General features: G+C 59.9%; 17 protein-coding genes. 7 read left to right on the top strand and 10 right to left on the bottom strand.

Annotated elements, in window-relative coordinates; genetic code table 11:
- Positions 1–110: 110 nt before the first annotated feature.
- From frr to rpsB, 4 genes are all read right to left on the bottom strand, one after another.
- A complete protein-coding gene (gene frr, locus GM668_RS21900) occupies positions 111–671 on the bottom strand; it encodes a ribosome recycling factor (RefSeq protein ID WP_155441075.1) in 561 nt (186 codons plus the stop codon).
- A gap of 27 nt (positions 672–698) precedes the next feature.
- Positions 699–1,415, bottom strand: coding sequence for a UMP kinase (gene pyrH, locus GM668_RS21895; protein WP_155441074.1), 717 nt, complete (start codon positions 1,413–1,415; stop codon positions 699–701).
- Positions 1,416–1,541: 126 nt separating this feature from the next.
- A complete protein-coding gene (tsf, locus tag GM668_RS21890) occupies positions 1,542–2,453 on the bottom strand; it encodes a translation elongation factor Ts (protein ID WP_155441073.1) in 912 nt (303 codons plus the stop codon).
- Positions 2,454–2,619: 166 nt separating this feature from the next.
- Positions 2,620–3,372, bottom strand: a complete 753-nt coding sequence (gene rpsB, locus GM668_RS21885; protein WP_155441134.1) for a 30S ribosomal protein S2 — start codon at positions 3,370–3,372, stop codon at positions 2,620–2,622.
- Positions 3,373–3,639: 267 nt separating this feature from the next.
- Here rpsB and map point away from each other — a divergent pair, with 267 nt between their 5' ends.
- The 4 genes from map to GM668_RS21865 all read left to right on the top strand — a co-directional run bounded on the left by map (position 3,640) and on the right by GM668_RS21865 (position 8,740).
- Positions 3,640–4,458 (top strand): type I methionyl aminopeptidase, encoded by an 819-nt coding sequence (gene map, locus GM668_RS21880; RefSeq protein ID WP_155441072.1) that lies wholly within the window; start codon positions 3,640–3,642, stop codon positions 4,456–4,458.
- A 35-nt stretch (positions 4,459–4,493) separates the two neighbouring features.
- Complete coding sequence (locus GM668_RS21875; protein ID WP_155441071.1) at positions 4,494–7,061, top strand: [protein-PII] uridylyltransferase; 2,568 nt, start codon at positions 4,494–4,496, stop codon at positions 7,059–7,061.
- A gap of 32 nt (positions 7,062–7,093) precedes the next feature.
- A complete protein-coding gene (locus GM668_RS21870; RefSeq protein ID WP_260115602.1) occupies positions 7,094–7,831 on the top strand; it encodes a pseudouridine synthase in 738 nt (245 codons plus the stop codon).
- 237 nt (positions 7,832–8,068) lie between these two features.
- Entirely contained in the window at positions 8,069–8,740 is a 672-nt protein-coding gene (locus GM668_RS21865) for a flagellar brake protein (RefSeq protein ID WP_155441132.1), read from the top strand.
- A 33-nt stretch (positions 8,741–8,773) separates the two neighbouring features.
- Here the strand turns inward: GM668_RS21865 and GM668_RS21860 are convergent, their stop codons facing one another.
- The 4 genes from GM668_RS21860 to GM668_RS21845 all read right to left on the bottom strand — a co-directional run bounded on the left by GM668_RS21860 (position 8,774) and on the right by GM668_RS21845 (position 11,875).
- Positions 8,774–10,216, bottom strand: a complete 1,443-nt coding sequence (locus GM668_RS21860; RefSeq protein ID WP_155441070.1) for an ATP-binding protein — start codon at positions 10,214–10,216, stop codon at positions 8,774–8,776.
- Entirely contained in the window at positions 10,213–10,878 is a 666-nt protein-coding gene (locus tag GM668_RS21855; protein WP_155441069.1) for a response regulator, read from the bottom strand. Before GM668_RS21855 ends, GM668_RS21860 begins: the two co-directional genes overlap by 4 nt.
- 74 nt (positions 10,879–10,952) lie before the next feature.
- Complete coding sequence (locus tag GM668_RS21850) at positions 10,953–11,354, bottom strand: hypothetical protein (protein ID WP_155441068.1); 402 nt, start codon at positions 11,352–11,354, stop codon at positions 10,953–10,955.
- 71 nt (positions 11,355–11,425) lie between these two features.
- Positions 11,426–11,875, bottom strand: a complete 450-nt coding sequence (locus GM668_RS21845) for a YybH family protein (RefSeq protein WP_155441067.1) — start codon at positions 11,873–11,875, stop codon at positions 11,426–11,428.
- Positions 11,876–11,976: 101 nt separating this feature from the next.
- Between GM668_RS21845 and GM668_RS21840 the strand changes: the two genes are divergently transcribed.
- Positions 11,977–12,297, top strand: a complete 321-nt coding sequence (locus tag GM668_RS21840; RefSeq protein WP_155441131.1) for a DUF2288 domain-containing protein — start codon at positions 11,977–11,979, stop codon at positions 12,295–12,297.
- A 180-nt stretch (positions 12,298–12,477) separates the two neighbouring features.
- Here the strand turns inward: GM668_RS21840 and GM668_RS21835 are convergent, their stop codons facing one another.
- Positions 12,478–13,458, bottom strand: coding sequence for a choice-of-anchor A family protein (locus tag GM668_RS21835; RefSeq protein WP_155441066.1), 981 nt, complete (start codon positions 13,456–13,458; stop codon positions 12,478–12,480).
- 87 nt (positions 13,459–13,545) lie between these two features.
- Positions 13,546–15,489 (bottom strand): bifunctional 2',3'-cyclic-nucleotide 2'-phosphodiesterase/3'-nucleotidase, encoded by a 1,944-nt coding sequence (locus GM668_RS21830; protein ID WP_155441065.1) that lies wholly within the window; start codon positions 15,487–15,489, stop codon positions 13,546–13,548.
- Between the two features lie 166 nt (positions 15,490–15,655).
- On the opposite strand from GM668_RS21830, the gene prfB reads away from it, so the two are divergent.
- Together prfB and GM668_RS21820 are read left to right on the top strand one after the other, a co-directional pair.
- Positions 15,656–16,760, top strand: a protein-coding gene (prfB, locus tag GM668_RS21825) for a peptide chain release factor 2 (protein WP_155441064.1) whose coding sequence is annotated in 2 segments (ribosomal slippage) — positions 15,656–15,736 and positions 15,738–16,760 — 1,104 coding nt in all. Because the reading frame shifts where the segments join, the coding sequence is not laid out codon by codon here.
- A gap of 3 nt (positions 16,761–16,763) precedes the next feature.
- Positions 16,764–17,450, top strand: a complete 687-nt coding sequence (locus GM668_RS21820) for an HAD family hydrolase (protein ID WP_155441063.1) — start codon at positions 16,764–16,766, stop codon at positions 17,448–17,450.
- Positions 17,451–17,456: the final 6 nt, after the last annotated feature.

Here is a 17,456-nt window from a genome sequence, read left to right as displayed (position 1 = left end):
CGGCGCCGTCCACGTAGGGCGGATTAGCGGGAACCGCGTAATCCGCCATGCCGGCGCCGCCACAACGCATGGCGGATTACGGCTATGCCTAATCCGCCCTACGGTAACCGTCAAACGGTCATGATTTCCTTCTCTTTTTCAGCCAGCAGCTTGTCGATGTCGACGATCGCCTTGTCGGTCAGCTTTTGCACGTCGTCGGCGCCACGGCGCTCGTCGTCTTCCGAGATGGCTTTATCCTTGACCAGCTTTTTCAGCGATTCGTTGGCGTCGCGGCGGATGTTGCGCACGGCGACTTTCGCGTCTTCGCCTTCGCTCTTGACCAGTTTCACCATCTCTTTACGGCGCTCTTCCGTCAGGGCCGGGGTCGGCACGCGGATCATGTCGCCCTGCGTCGACGGGTTCAGGCCCAGGTCCGAATCACGGATGGCTTTTTCAATGGTGGCACCCATTTTCTTTTCAAACGGCGCCACACCGATGGTGCGGGCGTCGATCAGGGTCAGGTTGGCCACCTGGTTGATCGGCGTCGGGTTGCCGTAATACTCGACCATCACGTGGTCCAGCAGGCCGGTGTGGGCACGGCCGGTACGCACCTTGGCCAGGTCGCCCTTCAGGGTCTCGATGGACTTGGCCATACGGTCCTGGGCGTTCTTCTTAACGTCAGCTACGGACATTGCTTGCTCCTGTGTCTAGCAAATAAATTAAACGTGAACCAGTGTACCTTCATCTTCGCCGTTAATCACGCGCATCAATGCGCCAGGCTTGGTGATGGAAAACACTTTGATTGGCAATTTCTGGTCGCGGCACAGTGCAAATGCGGTGGCATCCATCACTTGCAAGTGTTTCGCGATTGCTTCATCGAAGCTGATCGTGGAGAACAGCGTCGCGTTGGGATCTTTTTTCGGGTCGGCCGTGTAAATGCCGTCCACCTTGGTGGCTTTCAGCACGACTTCGGCGCTGACTTCGGAACCGCGCAGGGCTGCGGCGGTATCGGTGGTGAAGAATGGGTTGCCGGTGCCGGCGGCGAAAATCACGACCTTACCCTCTTCCAGGTATTGCAGTGCTTTCGGGCGCACATACGGCTCAACCACCTGTTCAATGGAAATCGCGGACATCACGCGGGCCGTCACGCCGACGTGGCGCATCGCGTCGGCCAGGGCCAGCGCATTCATCACGGTGGCCAGCATACCCATGTAGTCAGCGGTCGCGCGGTCCATACCCTGGGCGCCAGGGGCCACGCCACGGAAAATATTGCCGCCGCCGATCACCACTGCCAGTTCCACGCCCATTTTCGCGACCTCGGCCACATCAGCGACCATACGTTCGATCGTGCCGCGGTTGATACCGTAAGGATCATCACCCATCAGGGCTTCGCCGGACAATTTGAGGAGGACGCGCTTGTAGGCTGGTTTTGACATGAGCTGGGGCTCCTAAGTAGGTTTTTATTCGGGTGAGACTATACTGCACCATCTGCCGCCACACGGTAGAGACGGATGGGTCTTGCTTAAAAAAACGGGCCGCTTGGCCCGTTTTCTTTTTGACGCTTAGGCCTTGTTGGCGGCCATTTGCGCTGCAACTTCAGCAGCGAAGTCGTCGACTTTCTTTTCAATGCCTTCGCCAACCACGTACATCGTGAACGATTTCACGGTGGCGCCGGCGGCTTTCAGCATTTGCTCAACGGATTGCTTGTCGTTTTTCACGAAAGCCTGGTTCAGCAGCGACACTTCTTTCAGGAACTTCTGTACCGAACCTTCCAGACGCTTGGCAACGATTTCCGGCGACTGGGCTGGCTTGCCTTCAGCAGCAGCTTTAGCCGCATCTTCGTCAGCTTTAGCCTGGGCAACCGAACGCTCTTTTTCGATCAGTTCGCTTGGCACCTGGTCAGCGGACAGCGACACTGGTTTCATTGCAGCAATGTGCATTGCCACGTCTTTACCCACTTGCTCGTCAGCGGCGTCGAATTCAACCACCACGCCGATCTTGGTGCCGTGCAGGTACGAAGCCAGCTTGGAAGCGGTTTCGAAACGCTGGAAGCGGCGGATCGACATGTTTTCACCGATTTTACCAACCAGTGCCGAACGCACTTCGTCCAGGGTCTGGCCGGATTCGGTTGGCAGCGCCAGCAGGGCAGCCACGTCAGCCGGGTTCTTTTCAGCAGCCAGTTTGGCGGCGGTTTGAGCCAGCGCCAGGAATTCGTCGTTTTTCGCAACGAAGTCGGTTTCCGAGTTCACTTCCACCAGGGCGCCAACGCCGCCGGCGATGTAAGCAGCCACCACGCCTTCAGCGGTGATACGTGCCGATGCCTTGGCAGCTTTGCCGCCCAGTTTTACACGCAGAATTTCTTCTGCTTTGTTCATGTCGCCGTCTGCTTCGGTCAGGGCTTTTTTGCATTCCATCATTGGTGCGTCGGTTTTCGCACGCAGTTCACCAACCATCGCTGCAGTAATCGCTGCCATGTATTTCTCCTGTAATTCTGTGAGGGGGTATGGGGCTGCGGAAACTCACTTGCTTCCAGCGCCACGCCATACGCTGTCGTTAAAAAAAAGGGGGAGCTGAAGCCACCCCTTTTAAACTGCTGATTTTACTGAATCAATATTTCAGTCTTGCGACTAAAATGATTAATTAAGCCTGTTCGCTGACTTCGACGAACTCGTCGCTGGACGCGGACTTGATCGTTTCCAGAACTTCGGCGGTCGAGTTGGCACGGCCTTCGAGGATTGCATCGGCAACACCGCGAGCGTACAGCGTGATCGCTTTCGAGGAGTCGTCGTTGCCTGGAATGACGTAGGTTACGCCTTCTGGGGAGTGGTTGGTGTCGACCACGCCGATCACTGGGATGCCCAGCTTAGCGGCTTCGGTGATCGCGCCTTTGTGGTAGCCAACGTCGACCACGAAGATCGCGTCAGGTACGCCGCCCATGTCCTTGATGCCGCCGATGGATTTCTGCAGCTTGGCCATTTCGCGGGTGAACATCAGCGCTTCTTTTTTCGACAGCTTCTCAACGGAACCGTCTTCGATGGCAGCTTCCATGTCTTTCAGGCGCTTGATCGAGGTCTTGATCGTTTTGAAGTTGGTCAGCATGCCGCCCAGCCAGCGCTGGTCAACGTAAGGAACGCCTGCGCGCTGCGCTTCAGCGGCGATGATGTCGCGTGCTTGACGCTTGGTGCCCACCATCAGGATGGTGCCACGGTTCGAGGCCAGTTGGCGAACGTGCTTCATCGCCTCCTGGTACATGCCCATGGTTTTTTCCAGGTTGATGATGTGGATCTTGTTGCGGTGACCGAAGATGAACGGAGCCATCTTTGGGTTCCAGAAACGGGTCTGGTGACCGAAGTGGACACCGGCTTCCAGCATTTCACGCATAGTTACGGACATTATAAACTCCAGGGTTATGTCTGGAATCCGCCCAGCCACCCTTGCATCAGCCATGAAGTTGGCCAATTGGGCACCCTTTTTGAACGGATTCGCGTTTAAGAAAAAGTGGTTTTTACAACATTGCTCAAAACCGAATTCAAGCAACCCGAGATTATACGTCAGAGTGGCGTTCACGGCAACCTTCACTCTCTGCCCGCTCTGCTATGGGCCGTCGGCTATAATCTTATTCGTAAACATTGATCGTTTTAATAAGCGAATAAGCAAAACATGCCCATCACTATTCACACCCAGGCCGACATCGACGGCATGCGCCTGGCAGGCCGCCTTGGTTCCGAAGTCCTGGATTACATCACCCCGTTCGTCAAAGCGGGCGTGACCACTGGCGAACTGGACCGTCTGTGCCACGAGTACATGACGAATGTACAAGGCACCATCCCTGCCCCGCTGAATTATTGCCCGCCCGGCTATACGCCTTACCCGAAAGCCATTTGCACGTCCGTCAATGACGTGATTTGCCATGGCATTCCGGGCGACAAGGTGCTGAAAAATGGCGATGTCGTCAATCTTGATATTACCGTCATCAAAGATGGTTATCACGGCGACAACAGCCGTATGTTCTTCATCGGCGAACCATCGATCCTGGCCAAGCGCCTGTCGGACACCACGTATGAATGCATGTGGCTGGGCATCGCCCAAGTGCGTCCGGGCGCCCGCCTGGGCGATATCGGCCATGCGATCCAGCAACATGCGGAAAAAGCCGGCTACAGCGTCGTGCGCGAATTCTGCGGCCACGGCATCGGCAAAGTATTCCATGAAGAGCCGCAAGTGCTGCACTATGGCCGCCCAGGCACGCTCGATGAGCTGAAACCTGGCATGATTTTCACGATCGAGCCGATGATCAATGCGGGCCGCCGTGAAATCCGCGAAATGGGCGATGGCTGGACCATCAAAACCAAGGACCGCAGCCTGTCCGCGCAGTGGGAACACACGGTACTGGTGACGGAAACCGGCTACGAAGTGCTGACCTTGTCGGCCGGCTCGCCGCCTCCGCCTGCCTTTATTACGCAATCCGCCCGCGCCGCTTAAATATCATTCCGTTACCGCCGATGCCGCACGCCGCCATGAAGAAAGAGTTGCGCGAGCAACTCAAGGGCCAGCTGAAAACTGGCCGCCAGATGGTTATTGAAGGATTCCGCCAGGACGGCATGCCGGAAAAGCTGCTGCGGCGGCTGCGGCAGGTGGTCGATGAAGTCCTTGTCATTGCATGGAATGAAGCGGCCCTGCCGCCCGAATCCGCACTGGTGGCGGTGGGCGGCTTCGGCCGGGGTGAACTCTTCCCCCACTCCGATGTGGATTTGCTGATTTTGCTGCACCAGGCGCCCGACGCGGAAACGCGGAGCCGCCTGGAGGAACTGGTGCAACTGCTGTGGGACCTGGGCCTGGAAATCGGCTCGTCGATCCGCACCGTCGATGAATGCATGGAAGAGTCGAAAGCCGACATCACCGTGCAAACCAGCCTGCTGGAATCGCGCCTCGTGTGCGGCAACCCGGCGCTGTTTGACGAATTGCGCGTCCGCTACGACGCGGCCATGGACCCGCAGGCATTCTTCCACGCGAAAATGCTGGAAATGAAGCAGCGCCACGCGAAATATGAGGATACACCGTTTTCGCTGGAACCCAATTGCAAGGAAAGCCCGGGCGGCTTGCGCGACTTGCACGTGATCCTGTGGCTGGTCAAAGCCGCGGGCCTGGCCAATTCATGGCGCACCCTGGCGACCAATGGCTTGATCACGCCGACGGAAGCGAAGCAATTGATGGAAAAAGAGCGCGCCTTCAAGGATATCCGCGTACGGCTGCACTTGCATGCGGGCCGCCGCGAAGACCGCCTCGTGTTCGACGTGCAGACCGCCATTGCGGAATCCGTCGGCTTGCACGCGACCGGCAGCGGCAACCACGTGCGCCGCGCCAGCGAGCACTTGATGCAGCGCTACTACTGGGCCGCGAAAACCGTGACGCAATTGAACACGATTTTGCTGCAAAACATTGAAGCGCAACTGTTCCCGCAGGAAGGCGCACCGGTTCCGATCAATGAGCGCTTCAACGAAGTCAATGGTTTTATCGACATCGTTGCCGACGACACGTTCGAGCGTACGCCCTCAAGCATGCTGGAAATCTTCCTGCGCATGACGGAACGCCCGGAATTGAAAGGCATGACGGCCCGCACGCAGCGCGCGCTGTGGCACGAACGCTTCAAGATTGATTCGGCTTTCCGCCGCGATCCCGTAAACCGCGCGTACTTCCTGCGCATCCTGCAGGCGCCGGTCGGCATGCTGCATGCGCTGCGCCGCATGAATGAAATGTCGATCCTGGGCCGCTACCTGCCTAACTTCCGCAAGATCGTGGGCCAGATGCAGCATGACCTGTTCCACGTGTACACGGTGGACCAGCACATCCTGATGGTGGTGCGGAACATGCGCCGCTTCACGATGACGGAACACGCGCACGAATACCCGTTCTGCAGCCAGCTGATGGCGAACTTCCCGAACCACTGGCTGCTGTATGTGGCAGCGCTGTTCCACGATATCGCCAAGGGCCGCGGCGGCGACCACTCGAAGCTGGGGGTGGCCGACGTCGTGCAATTCTGCCAGGACCACGGCATTTCGCAGGAAGATACGGAACTGGTCAGCTTCCTCGTCGAGCAGCATTTGACGATGTCGCACGTGGCGCAAAAACAGGACATGTCCGATCCGGACGTCATCGAGGCGTTTGCCAAGACGGTACGCGATGAGCGCCATTTGACGGGCCTGTATCTGCTGACGGTGGCCGATATCCGCGGCACCAGCCCGAAAGTGTGGAATGCGTGGAAGGCCAAGCTGCTGGAGGATTTGTATAAAGTCACCTTGCGCGTGCTGGGCGGCGAACCCCACTCGGCTGACCGCGAATTGAAAAACCGCCAGCAGGAAGCGCTGGCCACCTTGCGCCTGTATGGCTTGCATCCGCAAGCGCACGAAGCGCTGTGGCAGCAGCTGGACATGGCGTACTTCCTGCGCCACGATTCGTCCGACATTGCATGGCAAACGCGCGCGCTGTACGAGAAATTCAACAGCGCGACGCCAGTGGTGAAATGCCGCCTGGCGCCGATCGGCGAAGGACTGCAAATCGCCGTCTATGTCAAAGACCAGCCGGATTTGTTTGCCCGCATTTGCTCATACTTCGACCGCAAGAATTTCTCCATTCTCGACGCGAAGATCCATACGACACGGCACGGCTATGCGCTCGACACGTTCCTCGTGACGGAACAAAGCTTTGCCAACAGTTACCGCGACATCATCAGCCTGATCGAACACGAATTGTGCGAACTGCTGACGAACCAGTCGCCGCTGCCGTCGCCCGTCAAGGGACGCCTGTCGCGCCAGTCGCGCACGTTCCCGATCCAGCCGACCGTGGATTTACGCCCGGACGAAAAAGGCCAGTATTACCTGCTGTCGATTGCCGCCAATGACCGCACCGGGCTGCTGTATGCGATTGCCAATGTCTTGACCAAATACCGTATCAACTTGCATACGGCGAAAGTCATGACCTTGGGCGAGCGCGTGGAAGACGTATTCCTGGTCGATGGCGCGGCATTGTCGAACCAGCGAACGCAATTACAAGTTGAAACCGAATTACTGGAAGCACTGAAGATTTAAATACGATGTCAGAAGAATCAAAAAAAGACGAGATGCTGCGTCTCTCCAAACGCATGTCCGAACTGGGCCTGTGCTCGCGCCGCGAAGCGGATGAATGGATCGCCAAAGGCTGGGTCCGCGTGGACGGCAAAGTCGTCAGTGAGCTGGGCACGAAGGTGCACCCGAGCCAGCGCGTGACAGTGGAACGCCAGGCCGCTGCCGAGCAATCGAAACGCGTCACCATCCTCATCAACAAGCCAGTGGGCTTCGTCAGCGGCCAGGCTGAAGATGGCTACAAGCCGGCGGTCGCGCTGATCAAGCCGGAAAACCGCTGGGAAGAAGACCGCTCGACGGAGCGCTTCCACCCTACCCAGCTGCGCAGCCTCGTCCCTGCCGGGCGCCTGGACATTGATTCCGTCGGCTTGCTGGTATTGACGCAAGACGGCCGTGTGGCGAAGAAGTTGATTGGCGAAAACACGGACGTCGACAAGGAATATCTGGTGCGCGTACAGTACCTGAAAGGTGGCAAACTGCCTGAGGCTGATTTGCGCAAGCTCAACCATGGGCTGTGGATGGATGGAAAGCCCCTGCTGCCTGCCAAAGTGGTTTGGCAAAATGACGACCAATTAAGCTTCACCTTGCGCGAGGGCAAGAAGCGGCAAATCCGCCGTATGTGCGAAATGGTCGGGTTGAAAGTGATTGGCTTGAAACGGGTGCGTATTGGCAAAGTCCGTTTGGGCAACTTACCCGAGGGTAAGTGGCGCTATTTGCTGCCTGACGAACACTTTTAACCACACTTTGTCCGAGGCACGTATATTTACTTTCTGTTTGGCAAGCGAAACGCTGGACTAATGTTTAAACTAGGGTGAAAATCCGTTCCCTATCAAAGAGATACCGCGACCAATAAGTGAGACCCTTAAGCGAGACCCAAGGTTGTGAACGATCCCATTCCTAATGACATGCGCAAAGGCCCGCCACGGCCGCAAGACTCCGTGGAGCCGATTGCCGCTGGCGCCAAGCCGCACGAAATGACGGACCCGGACGATATCGGCGACTCGCTGACGATATTGGCGGAAAACGGCGACGGCATTACGATTTATCCCTCATCGACTACTGACGTGCTGCTGGGCCGCATCTTGTCAGTCGACCCAGAGCTGCCGCATTTCGTGCTGGAACTGAACGAAGGCATGCAAATCCCGCCGGGCGAAGCCACGTTCGTCACGTGGCTGCGCAGCGCCAAACTGCAATTCAAGCTGTCGCATGAAGCGTGGACTGCGCAGCCGGAACAGCCGCACTTGATTCCGCTGGAATTCCCGGAAAAATGCCTGGTGCTGAACCGCCGTTCATCGGCGCGCTTGGAAACGCCACTGGGCGTGTATTTCACGGCGTCGTTTGTCATGAATGGCAAGCCGCACGAATTGCAGCTGTATGACTTTTCGCTGGGCGGCGTGGGCATGCGCTGCGCGCCGCGCGATGCGCAAGGCTTGCACGTGGGGCGCAAATTAAACCGGGTGCGCATCGAGCTGGGCGAAGACACTGTCATCATTGCCGACCTGGAAATCAGGCTGGCCCGTACCTACCGCTCATTCCTGCTGGGTGAACAGGTGCAGATTGGCTGCCAGTTTTTGAATTTGTCGCCCATGATGCAGGAAGAGTTGGCACGGCAAATCGACAAGCTCAATTCGCGCATCAAGCGCTGACAGTTTGCTGCCCGCGTTATCGCTCCGTGCCCGTCACGGGGCAGGCAACCACACGTTGACTTTCAACCCGCCCTGCTCGCCATCGAGCAATTCAATCCGGCCGCCATGCAGCCGGGCCGCGGCCAGCGCTATGGCCAGGCCCAGGCCGCTGCCGCCCTGCGTCTGCTTAGGCGCCCGGTAAAAACGGTCAAATACCCGCGACCGCAATTCCGGCGCAATGCCCGGCCCCTGGTCTTCCACCGACAGTACGGCCCAGCCTTGCACATGCCATAACCCCACCCGCACGACGCCGCCATGCGGGCTGTATTTGATGGCGTTGTCGACCAGGTTGTCCGCCAGCGATACAAGGCTTTCGCGCCAGCCATCGATGGCCACGCCGGCTGCCGCCTGCAACTCCAGCTCCACACCACGCGACGCGGCCAGCCCGGATAGCACGGCCAGCCGGTCTTGCAGCAGCTCATCGAGCTGCACCCGCGCACCGGCATCGATCCGGCTGGCCGCAGCATCGCTGCGCATCAGCACCAGCAATTGCGACACCAGACGCGCCGCCCGGTTGCCGCTGCTGATAATCCCTTCCAGCAGTTCGCGCTGGCGCCATTCCCACGTCTGTCCGTGCAGCGCTTCCACGTTGACGCGCATGGCTGCCAGCGGCGTGCGCAATTCGTGGGCCGCATCGGCAATAAAGCTGCGCTCGCGGGCGCTGGCTTCCGCTACCCGCGCCATCAGCGCGTCGATACTGTCAACCATGGCGGCCAATTCCTGGTGCTGGCCACGGTAAGACAATGGCGCCAGGTCTTGCGGTCCGCGCGACGCGACTTCCTGCGCCACTTGCCGCCACGGCCGCAGCGCAAGGCGGATCGACAGCCACGCAGGCAACAGCAGGAATGGCAGGGAAATCACCATCGGCGCCAGGTAATAGCCATGCGACGCCAGCGTGATAAACATATGCCAGCCGCCGCGCGGCACAAACATGGCGACGCGGGCGCCCGTGACGTCGGCCACCACCCGCACACGCCACTTCAGGCGCCCGTCATCATAGTCGCGCACGGCGTCGCTGGCGGCATTGGCAACGAAGCTTTCCGCTTCAGCGCCCTGCGGCAAATGCGGAGAACGGTAAACCACGGCGCTGCGCTGCAATACCAGCAAACCAGGCGCCAGTTCCGATACGCCTTCCGCTTCCGCATAACGCTGGTGTATGGCCCGGTCCAGCGCCGCCAGGCTGTGATACTGGCGCGCCGGGGAGTCCGCCAAATGGTCGGCGACCGTGGCAATCGCGTGGTACACGCTGGTTTCTTTTAAAACCGGCGTATCGGTGCCATTTTCCGTGGCCGCATAAATAAAGACGCCGGTCCACAGCAATGCCAGCAAACCCATTTGCGCAACCAGCAGGCGGCGCACGAGACTGGGCTCCGTCAGCGCGCGCCACGCGAGCGACAGCCAGGATGCGTGGGGCGCCTGGACTGCAGCCTGCATCATTCGCTCCCCGGCTGGTCTATGACATAGCCGACACCGCGCACGGTACGCACGTAGCCATCGCCTATCTTGCGGCGCAAATTCGCCATGTGCACGTCCAGCGTATTGCTGCCCGACTGCGAGCCAGGCAGCGCCTGCTCTTCCAGGCTGCGCCGCGTCACCACGCGGCCCGCCCGCATCATCAGCATTTTGAGCAATTCATATTCGCTGGCCGTCAGCTCCACCGCCGCTCCCTGCACGGACACGCGCCGCGTGGGCGCATGCAGCGCCAGGCCACGGACCGCCAGCGCTTCGCCATCGAAACCAAAGCTGCGCCGCGCCAGCGCCCGCACGCGGGACAGCAATTCCGCCAGTTCGAATGGTTTGACGAGGTAGTCATCGGCGCCGCTGTCGAGGCCGCGCAGGCGGTCGCTGAGCGCATCGCGCGCTGACAGGATCAGCACCGGCATACCCTGCCGCACACGGCGTATGTAAGACAGCAGTGTCAGGCCATCGCCATCGGGCAGGCCAAGGTCCAGCAGCACCAGATCGCAGCCGCCTGTCTCGAGGTGGCGGCGGGCATCATCAAGCGTACGCACCCAGACCGCATCCATGCCCTGGTTCGCCAGCGCAATGCGTACGCCATTGCCCAGGTCCAGGTCGTCTTCAATCAGCAGTATCTTCATCGCCGCTATTAAAGCACGGCGACCTGAAGAATACCTAAAGGCTGCGGGTCAGCGCTGAATCTCAGGGCTGAAACTCAGCGCAGCGATGCCAGCTTGCTGCGCATGTGCTGCTGGTCGTCCAGCAGCATGGCTGCGTGGGCGGCTTTTAACGTCAGTACGTCGCGTTCCATTTCATGCGTACGGGGCGCCGGCATGGGCGGCAACGGCCTGGTGCTGGGCTGCATCATCGCGGCGCCCGGCAATTCGCCATCGTTCAGCCTGATGCGGGTAATGGCAGGCCGGTATGGCTGCGGCGCGGGACTCTCCAGCATCGCCAGCGCAGGCTCGGGCTGGTCCCGGGCCAGCGTAACGGTCACGCCATCCGCTTCAGGCGTGACCATCAATTCCCCTACTTGTACCTGGCCCGCTGCCGGGCCGATCGAAAATGCCAGTACGCAAATGCGCAACACGAGACGGGTGGCGGTATAACGGTCCATGGCTGCCTCCTCCTGTTGATGCAGCCATGGTGCACTCGCGTCCGCTTGTTTTCTGTGCGGACCCGCACGCACTACTTTTTACAGTCGCAGACTTCCTGTCCCTTATCGAACACAATGCGCCACTTGCCCGGCGCTTCCTGGCGCCATACGGAATTGAAACGGCCAATCAATTTGCCCTTGGGATCGTACACCGGGCCCGATGAGTGAGCCAATACGCCGGAATCAATCACTTCTACCTGATCGGGCTCCCATGAAAATGGCGCATCCTTGCCGTCGTAGAATTTCTTCCAGAATTGCGTCACCTGGGCCGGGCCGCGCAACGGCACGGGCCCGGAATAGAAAATGGTCTCTTCCGACAGGAATGACGTGAACGCGGCCAGGTCGCGCGCTTGCATGGTGGCGGCAAAGGCGCGCTCCGTATCGGCCACCTGTTGCTTTAACTCGGCATTGGCCGGCGCCGCTTGTACGCCGGTCAGGGCAACAGCCAGTGCAGCGCCAGCGGCAACGAGGGAATAGCGCATTGCGTCTCCATTTGATGAGTTACAGGAAACGCCATACTACGCGCGGCGCCATGCACCCGGCAAGTGGCTCTGCGGCGGCAGGATCGGGTATCATGTCGCCCATGCAAATGAAACCTGAAAAAGACATCGAACTTCACACCAAGGTCAACCGCGAAACTGCGCGTGTGGCATGGTCTGAACTGATCAAACACTTCGCGTCCGGCACCGTGATCTGGGTCGCCGATGAACTCGACCTGATTGACGTGGCGGTGCGCATTGCGCATGACGATAAAACCAGCGTGACAGCGTGGATGGCAGCCGGCCAGGTGGCCAAAGTATCCGATGAACAGGCGCGCCGCTGGACGGAAACCGACGCTGTCCTGTGGGCCAGCGTGGTCAGCCCCTTCATCCTGGTGCAGCAGCAAAAAGGCGCACGCCACTGATCAGGCAGGCGGGGTGGCCGAGCCCCCTGTCCGCGCCGCAGCCTGGGAAAAACTGCCGCCTGCACTTTGCCAGCCCTCGCGCCGCAAGCGGCGCCTGCTGGCAGGCTCGCAATCCACTGTTCGTTAATTGCAAATAGATGATTAATAAAGCTGCGCTTCCTTGCGCAGCCCTGGCTGCCTCTACCTGGCCTTGCGCCTGCGGCGCGCCAGCCAAGCCATCAAGCCTGCGCCAGCCGCCAGCAGCGCAATCGCCGGCGGTTCGGGCGCCTGGCCGCCCTGCTGGTTCGGGAATTCGTACACTGCGAAACTTTCATAGCCGATTTCCAGCGCCGAGGACAGCGAACTGGCAATCACATTGCCTTCCAGGTGACCCGTGCCCTTGACGTCGGCCTTGTTGGCCAGCACCGAACCCCAGCTGAAGGTATTGACGTCGACAGCCGTGGCATTGAGCACATTGAACAACACCCGGTCACGCAGCGCTTCCAGTCCGCTCTGCCCGCCCGAGAATTCCACGGCCCCGCCACTGAGCACGTTGATGACGACATGCGCCCCCGGTTTCACGTCCGTTAATTGCAGATTCTTTACTTGCGCAGAATTCAAGTTAAAAATCTGCAAATCCGACTTGCCATCGCCCTTCAGCAGCGTATTTTCACCCTGCTGCGTCACGGTCCCGTTCGCGGCCAGTGCCGCCAGCGACGAACTCAAGTCCAGCATCCTGCTTTTTACCGCGCTGAAATCAATGCCCGTCGAACCCTGGCGCAAATCCAGGTACGTCACCGTGGACTGGTTGGCGCCCGCATACACGGCGTATCCTGCCTGCTTCGTATATTCCGTGACGGGTCCGATGCTGGCATTCGTGTCCACCTTGGCGGCGGGGCCGTTATAAATTGCGCCATGGCCCAATTGAAGATTGCCGCCCACGACCACGCTGGGACCGGTGTTGCCATAGGGCGTACGGTAGCCAAACGAGTATGCGTCGGCCTGCAAATTGCCGCCGACCGCCACCCGGCCCTCGATATCGGTCACCTTGCTGGCATTGCCGTAAATAAAAGCGCTGTAGCCGGACGCCACACCGAAGTCAATGCTGTTCAGTACGGCGGCGGGCGCCTGGCTGGCGCAGGCTGCGCCCAGCACGGCAATGGCAAGGTGGCGTAAGGTCATCGGGGTGGCCAAATTCTGAGGAGCCCGGATTTTAGCACCGATCTGCCACCGCCACATCCAGAAAATTAATACCAAATATAGACCACTTTAATCCACGGCCAAGTCTACCGCATAGACGGCATAGCCCTTGCCATCGTCAGGCCGCAATTCCCGCACATTGCCGAGGCCCGCATCACGGGCCACCTGCAGCATGCCCGGCGCCGAATGGATCACCACCGGCCCGCTGGCGTGCACCGGCTGGAAGCGCCAGCTGCGCGCGCTGCCATTGGCGGCACGGTTCAGCGCCTGCGCGTGGCGGATGTAGGCAATCAGCACGTCGCGGCTGGCGTCGGGTGACGCGAAAATGGTCTTGCTGCCATCGAGCCCAGGGAAATTGCCGCCGCCGCTGGCGCGGTAGCTGTTGGTGGCAACGATGAATGGCATCTCGTCCGCCACCAGCCGGCCCTGGTAAGCCAGCCCTTTGATACGGTGGCCCGGCGGCTGCGTGACGTCGATGCGGTATTGCAGCCTGCTGTCCGTCACCATGTCGAAGTTGTAGCCGGCAAACGCTTCGTTGACCAGTTCCTGCTCATCTTTGCGGGCCGGATCAATGGTATTGAACCGCTCCGCGGCTTTTTCCAGCCACGCCCTCAACTGGCTGCCCGTGATTTTCACGCCGTGCAGCGCATTCGGGTACAGGTACAGGTCCGCCGCATTATTCAGCGCGAGGCTTCCTGCTTTCACATCCGTATAGTCGCCCGGCCCCGCCATCCCGCTTTTAAATGGCGCGGACATCGACAATACAGGCAGCCCGGCATACTGCGGCAGATTGGTTTTCACATGCGCGGCCAGAAAAGCCGTCTGCGCCTGGTTGACGGGCTCAATGGCGCTGACGTCGCCAATATCGGCAAAGTACGTCGCCATGCGGTAATCCGTACGCCCCAGCGGCGCCTGCACGTAGCGCATGGCTGCCGCATGTTCGTTACGCACGAGCGCGGCAATCGCCGGGTCCGGTGCGGTCTGCGCCGTCACGCTGCGCACCTGCGCCACCGTGCGGCCGCGGTCCACCACCCAGCGCCCCTGCTCGCGCTTCAGCGCCAGCCCGATGACGCCCAGTTGCTTGCCCCACTGGCCGGCCATAACGGCCGGCACGCCAAATACCGTGCCTTTGACCCTGTCCACGCCCGGCAGGCGGTACGCCGGCGCGGTCCCCGACGCATTGGGGAATACCTGGTGCGCATGCCCGGTCAGCATGGCGTCGATGCCCGGCACTTGCGCCAGGTGCCAGCTGCCGTTTTCCATCTCCGGACTGTATGCCGCGTCATCGAGGCCGCCATGCGACACGGCCACGATAATGTCGGCGCCCTCCGCACGCATTTGCGGAATGACTTTGCGGGCAGTTTCAACGATGCCCTCGGCCACGGCCTGCCCATCCAGCGCTTTGCGGTTCCACTGGTTGATCACGGGCGTCGTCAATCCCACGATGCCAACTTTGACGGTTGCCGGCACTTCGCGGCCGTCCGGGCCGGTGGCATGGACCCGTTTATCGGCGATGATATATGGCCGGAACAGCGGCTTGCCCGTGCTGCGGCTGTGGACGTTGGCCAGCACCAGCGGGAAGGCGGCGCCCGCGCAGCCCTGCCCTGCCGCGCGCATCAGGAAAGGCAAGCCATAATCGAAGTCATGGTTGCCCACCGTGCCTGCATCGAAGTGCAGCGCATTCATGGCCTTGTGTATGGCCAGCGGCTCGCTGCACGGCAGCACGCCGGCGCCCGCCTGGTAATCGGCCAGCGCATTGCCTTGCAGGGTGTCGCCGTTATCGATCAGCAGGTTATCGGGAAATTCCGACCGCGCCTGCGCAATCAAGGTGGCAGTACGCTCCAGGCCATAGGTGGGATCGGCAGCCAGCTTGTAATAGTCATAACCCAGCACCGCGGCGTGCAAGTCCGACGTTTCCAGCAGCGCCAGCGTGGCGCGGGAACCATCCGGCACGCCTTGCGGCAGCACGGCACAACCTCCCAGCAGGAGCATGAAAATCGGGGCAACGCGCATGGTTTTGTCCACTTGGCAAAAAGGTGTGCGGGATGATACGCCCAAGCGCAGTTTAAAGTAAGCGCTGTTCAAGCGAAAACATGCCCGAATCATGCCTGTTCACTCCCGGGAAGAGCCCGGCTTGGGGTATAATCCAAGGTTTGATTTCACAACGAAGAAGACATAAATGGAAGCCGAACGCATCAATGCCCTCTCCGCCCTGCTCGCTGATCTGACGACCCGCGAAGCTGAACTTCGGAGGTATCTTTGACTTTACTGTCAAGTCGGAGAAACTCGAGCAAGTCAACGGGGAACTGGAAGACCCGAACGTCTGGAATGACCCTAAACGCGCCCAGGACCTGGGCCGCGAAAAGAAAGCACTGGAAGCCATCGTACTGACGCTGGAAAAAGCGGATCAGGACTTGCGCGACATGGCTGACCTGTTCGCCATGGCCAAGGAAGAAGGCGATCACGACACGCTGGAATCGATCGCGCTGGACGCGGAAGAAACCAAAAAAGTCATCGAAGGCATGGAATTCCGCCGGATGTTCAACAATCCGATGGACCCGAACAACTGCTTTATCGACATCCAGGCCGGCGCCGGCGGCACCGAAGCCCAGGACTGGGCCTCGATGCTGTTGCGCCAATACCTGCGCTATTGCGAGCGCAAAGGCTTCAAGGCCGAGGTCATGGAACAATCCGACGGTGAAGTTGCGGGCATCAAGACCGCCACCATCAAGGTGGAAGGCGATCACGCGTACGGCTTCCTGCGCACGGAAACGGGCGTGCACCGCCTGGTGCGCAAGTCGCCTTTCGATTCGGCCAATGGCCGCCACACGTCGTTCACGTCGCTGTTCGTGTATCCGGAAGTCGATGATTCGATCGATATCGAAATCAACCCGGCCGACCTGCGTATCGATACCTACCGCGCATCGGGCGCCGGCGGCCAGCACATTAACAAGACCGATTCCGCGGTGCGCCTGACGCACGGCCCGACCGGTATTGTCGTGCAATGCCAGAACGACCGCTCGCAGCACCGCAATAAAGCGGAAGCCATGGAAATGCTGAAGGCCAAGCTGTACGAACTGGAACTGCGCAAGCGCATGAGCGAGCAGCAAAAACTGGAAGATTCCAAGACCGACGTGGGCTGGGGCCACCAGATCCGCTCGTACGTGCTGGACCAGTCCCGCATCAAGGACTTGCGTACTGGTTTCGAAACCGGCAACACGAAAAACGTGCTGGACGGCGACCTGGACGACTTCATTTCCGCTTCGCTGAAGCAAGGCGTTTAAACGATGGCCCGCCGCGCATTTATCTTTGACATGGATGGCACCATTGTCGACAACATGGACTTCCACATGAAGTCCTGGCTGGAATTCTTTGCCCGCCGCGACATCGTGCTCGACGCCGACGCATTTTTCCGCGATACGGCCGGCCGCCAGAGCCATGAAATCATGAGCACGTACTTTGGCAAGCCATTTACCAAGGAAACGTCGCGTGAACTGGACGATGAAAAGGAAGCGCTGTACCGCGAACTGTACGCGCCGCACTTGAAAACCGTCGAAGGTTTCATGGAATTGATAGCCAAAGCCAGGCAGCAGGATGTGGCGCTGGCCGTGGCGACGGCGGCGCCGAACGACAACATCACGTTCACGCTCGACGGCCTGGATTTGCGCAAGCATTTCAATGCCGTGGTGGGCGCTGCGGATGTAGCGCGCGGCAAGCCGAATCCTGACGTGTTCCTGCTGGCGGCCGAGCGCTGCGGCGTGGCGCCAGCCAACGCGATTGTCTTTGAAGATGCGCCGCTGGGCGTGGAAGCAGCCCGCCGCGCCGGCATGCGCGCGGTGGTCCTGACCACCACCTTGCCGGCTTCCGCGTTTGCGGAATTCGATAACGTGATTGCCATTGCCCGCGATTTCAGCGAACTCGATATCGCCGCGCTGTTCGCCGCAGAATGTGCCGGCGGCGTGCAAACGAATTAAAACTAT

The organism is Pseudoduganella ginsengisoli (assembly GCF_009720865.1).
Taxonomy (GTDB): domain Bacteria; phylum Pseudomonadota; class Gammaproteobacteria; order Burkholderiales; family Burkholderiaceae_D; genus Rugamonas; species Rugamonas ginsengisoli.
The sequence above is the reverse complement of the archived record's forward strand: the minus strand, read 5'-3'. Positions and strand labels throughout refer to the sequence as shown.

Bases quoted from the DNA above. Each gene is read 5' to 3' on its own strand.
- frr (WP_155441075.1), bottom strand. From the start codon at position 671: ATGTCCGTAGCTGACGTTAAGAAGAACGCCCAGGACCGTATGGCCAAG.
- pyrH (WP_155441074.1), bottom strand. From the start codon at position 1,415: ATGTCAAAACCAGCCTACAAGCGCGTCCTCCTCAAATTGTCCGGCGAA.
- tsf (WP_155441073.1), bottom strand. From the start codon at position 2,453: ATGGCAGCGATTACTGCAGCGATGGTTGGTGAACTGCGTGCGAAAACC.
- rpsB (WP_155441134.1), bottom strand. From the start codon at position 3,372: ATGTCCGTAACTATGCGTGAAATGCTGGAAGCCGGTGTCCACTTCGGT.
- map (WP_155441072.1), top strand. From the start codon at position 3,640: ATGCCCATCACTATTCACACCCAGGCCGACATCGACGGCATGCGCCTG.
- GM668_RS21875 (WP_155441071.1), top strand. From the start codon at position 4,494: ATGAAGAAAGAGTTGCGCGAGCAACTCAAGGGCCAGCTGAAAACTGGC.
- GM668_RS21870 (WP_260115602.1), top strand. From the start codon at position 7,094: ATGCTGCGTCTCTCCAAACGCATGTCCGAACTGGGCCTGTGCTCGCGC.
- GM668_RS21865 (WP_155441132.1), top strand. From the start codon at position 8,069: ATGACGGACCCGGACGATATCGGCGACTCGCTGACGATATTGGCGGAA.
- GM668_RS21860 (WP_155441070.1), bottom strand. From the start codon at position 10,216: ATGATGCAGGCTGCAGTCCAGGCGCCCCACGCATCCTGGCTGTCGCTC.
- GM668_RS21855 (WP_155441069.1), bottom strand. From the start codon at position 10,878: ATGAAGATACTGCTGATTGAAGACGACCTGGACCTGGGCAATGGCGTA.
- GM668_RS21850 (WP_155441068.1), bottom strand. From the start codon at position 11,354: ATGGACCGTTATACCGCCACCCGTCTCGTGTTGCGCATTTGCGTACTG.
- GM668_RS21845 (WP_155441067.1), bottom strand. From the start codon at position 11,875: ATGCGCTATTCCCTCGTTGCCGCTGGCGCTGCACTGGCTGTTGCCCTG.
- GM668_RS21840 (WP_155441131.1), top strand. From the start codon at position 11,977: ATGCAAATGAAACCTGAAAAAGACATCGAACTTCACACCAAGGTCAAC.
- GM668_RS21835 (WP_155441066.1), bottom strand. From the start codon at position 13,458: ATGACCTTACGCCACCTTGCCATTGCCGTGCTGGGCGCAGCCTGCGCC.
- GM668_RS21830 (WP_155441065.1), bottom strand. From the start codon at position 15,489: ATGCGCGTTGCCCCGATTTTCATGCTCCTGCTGGGAGGTTGTGCCGTG.
- GM668_RS21820 (WP_155441063.1), top strand. From the start codon at position 16,764: ATGGCCCGCCGCGCATTTATCTTTGACATGGATGGCACCATTGTCGAC.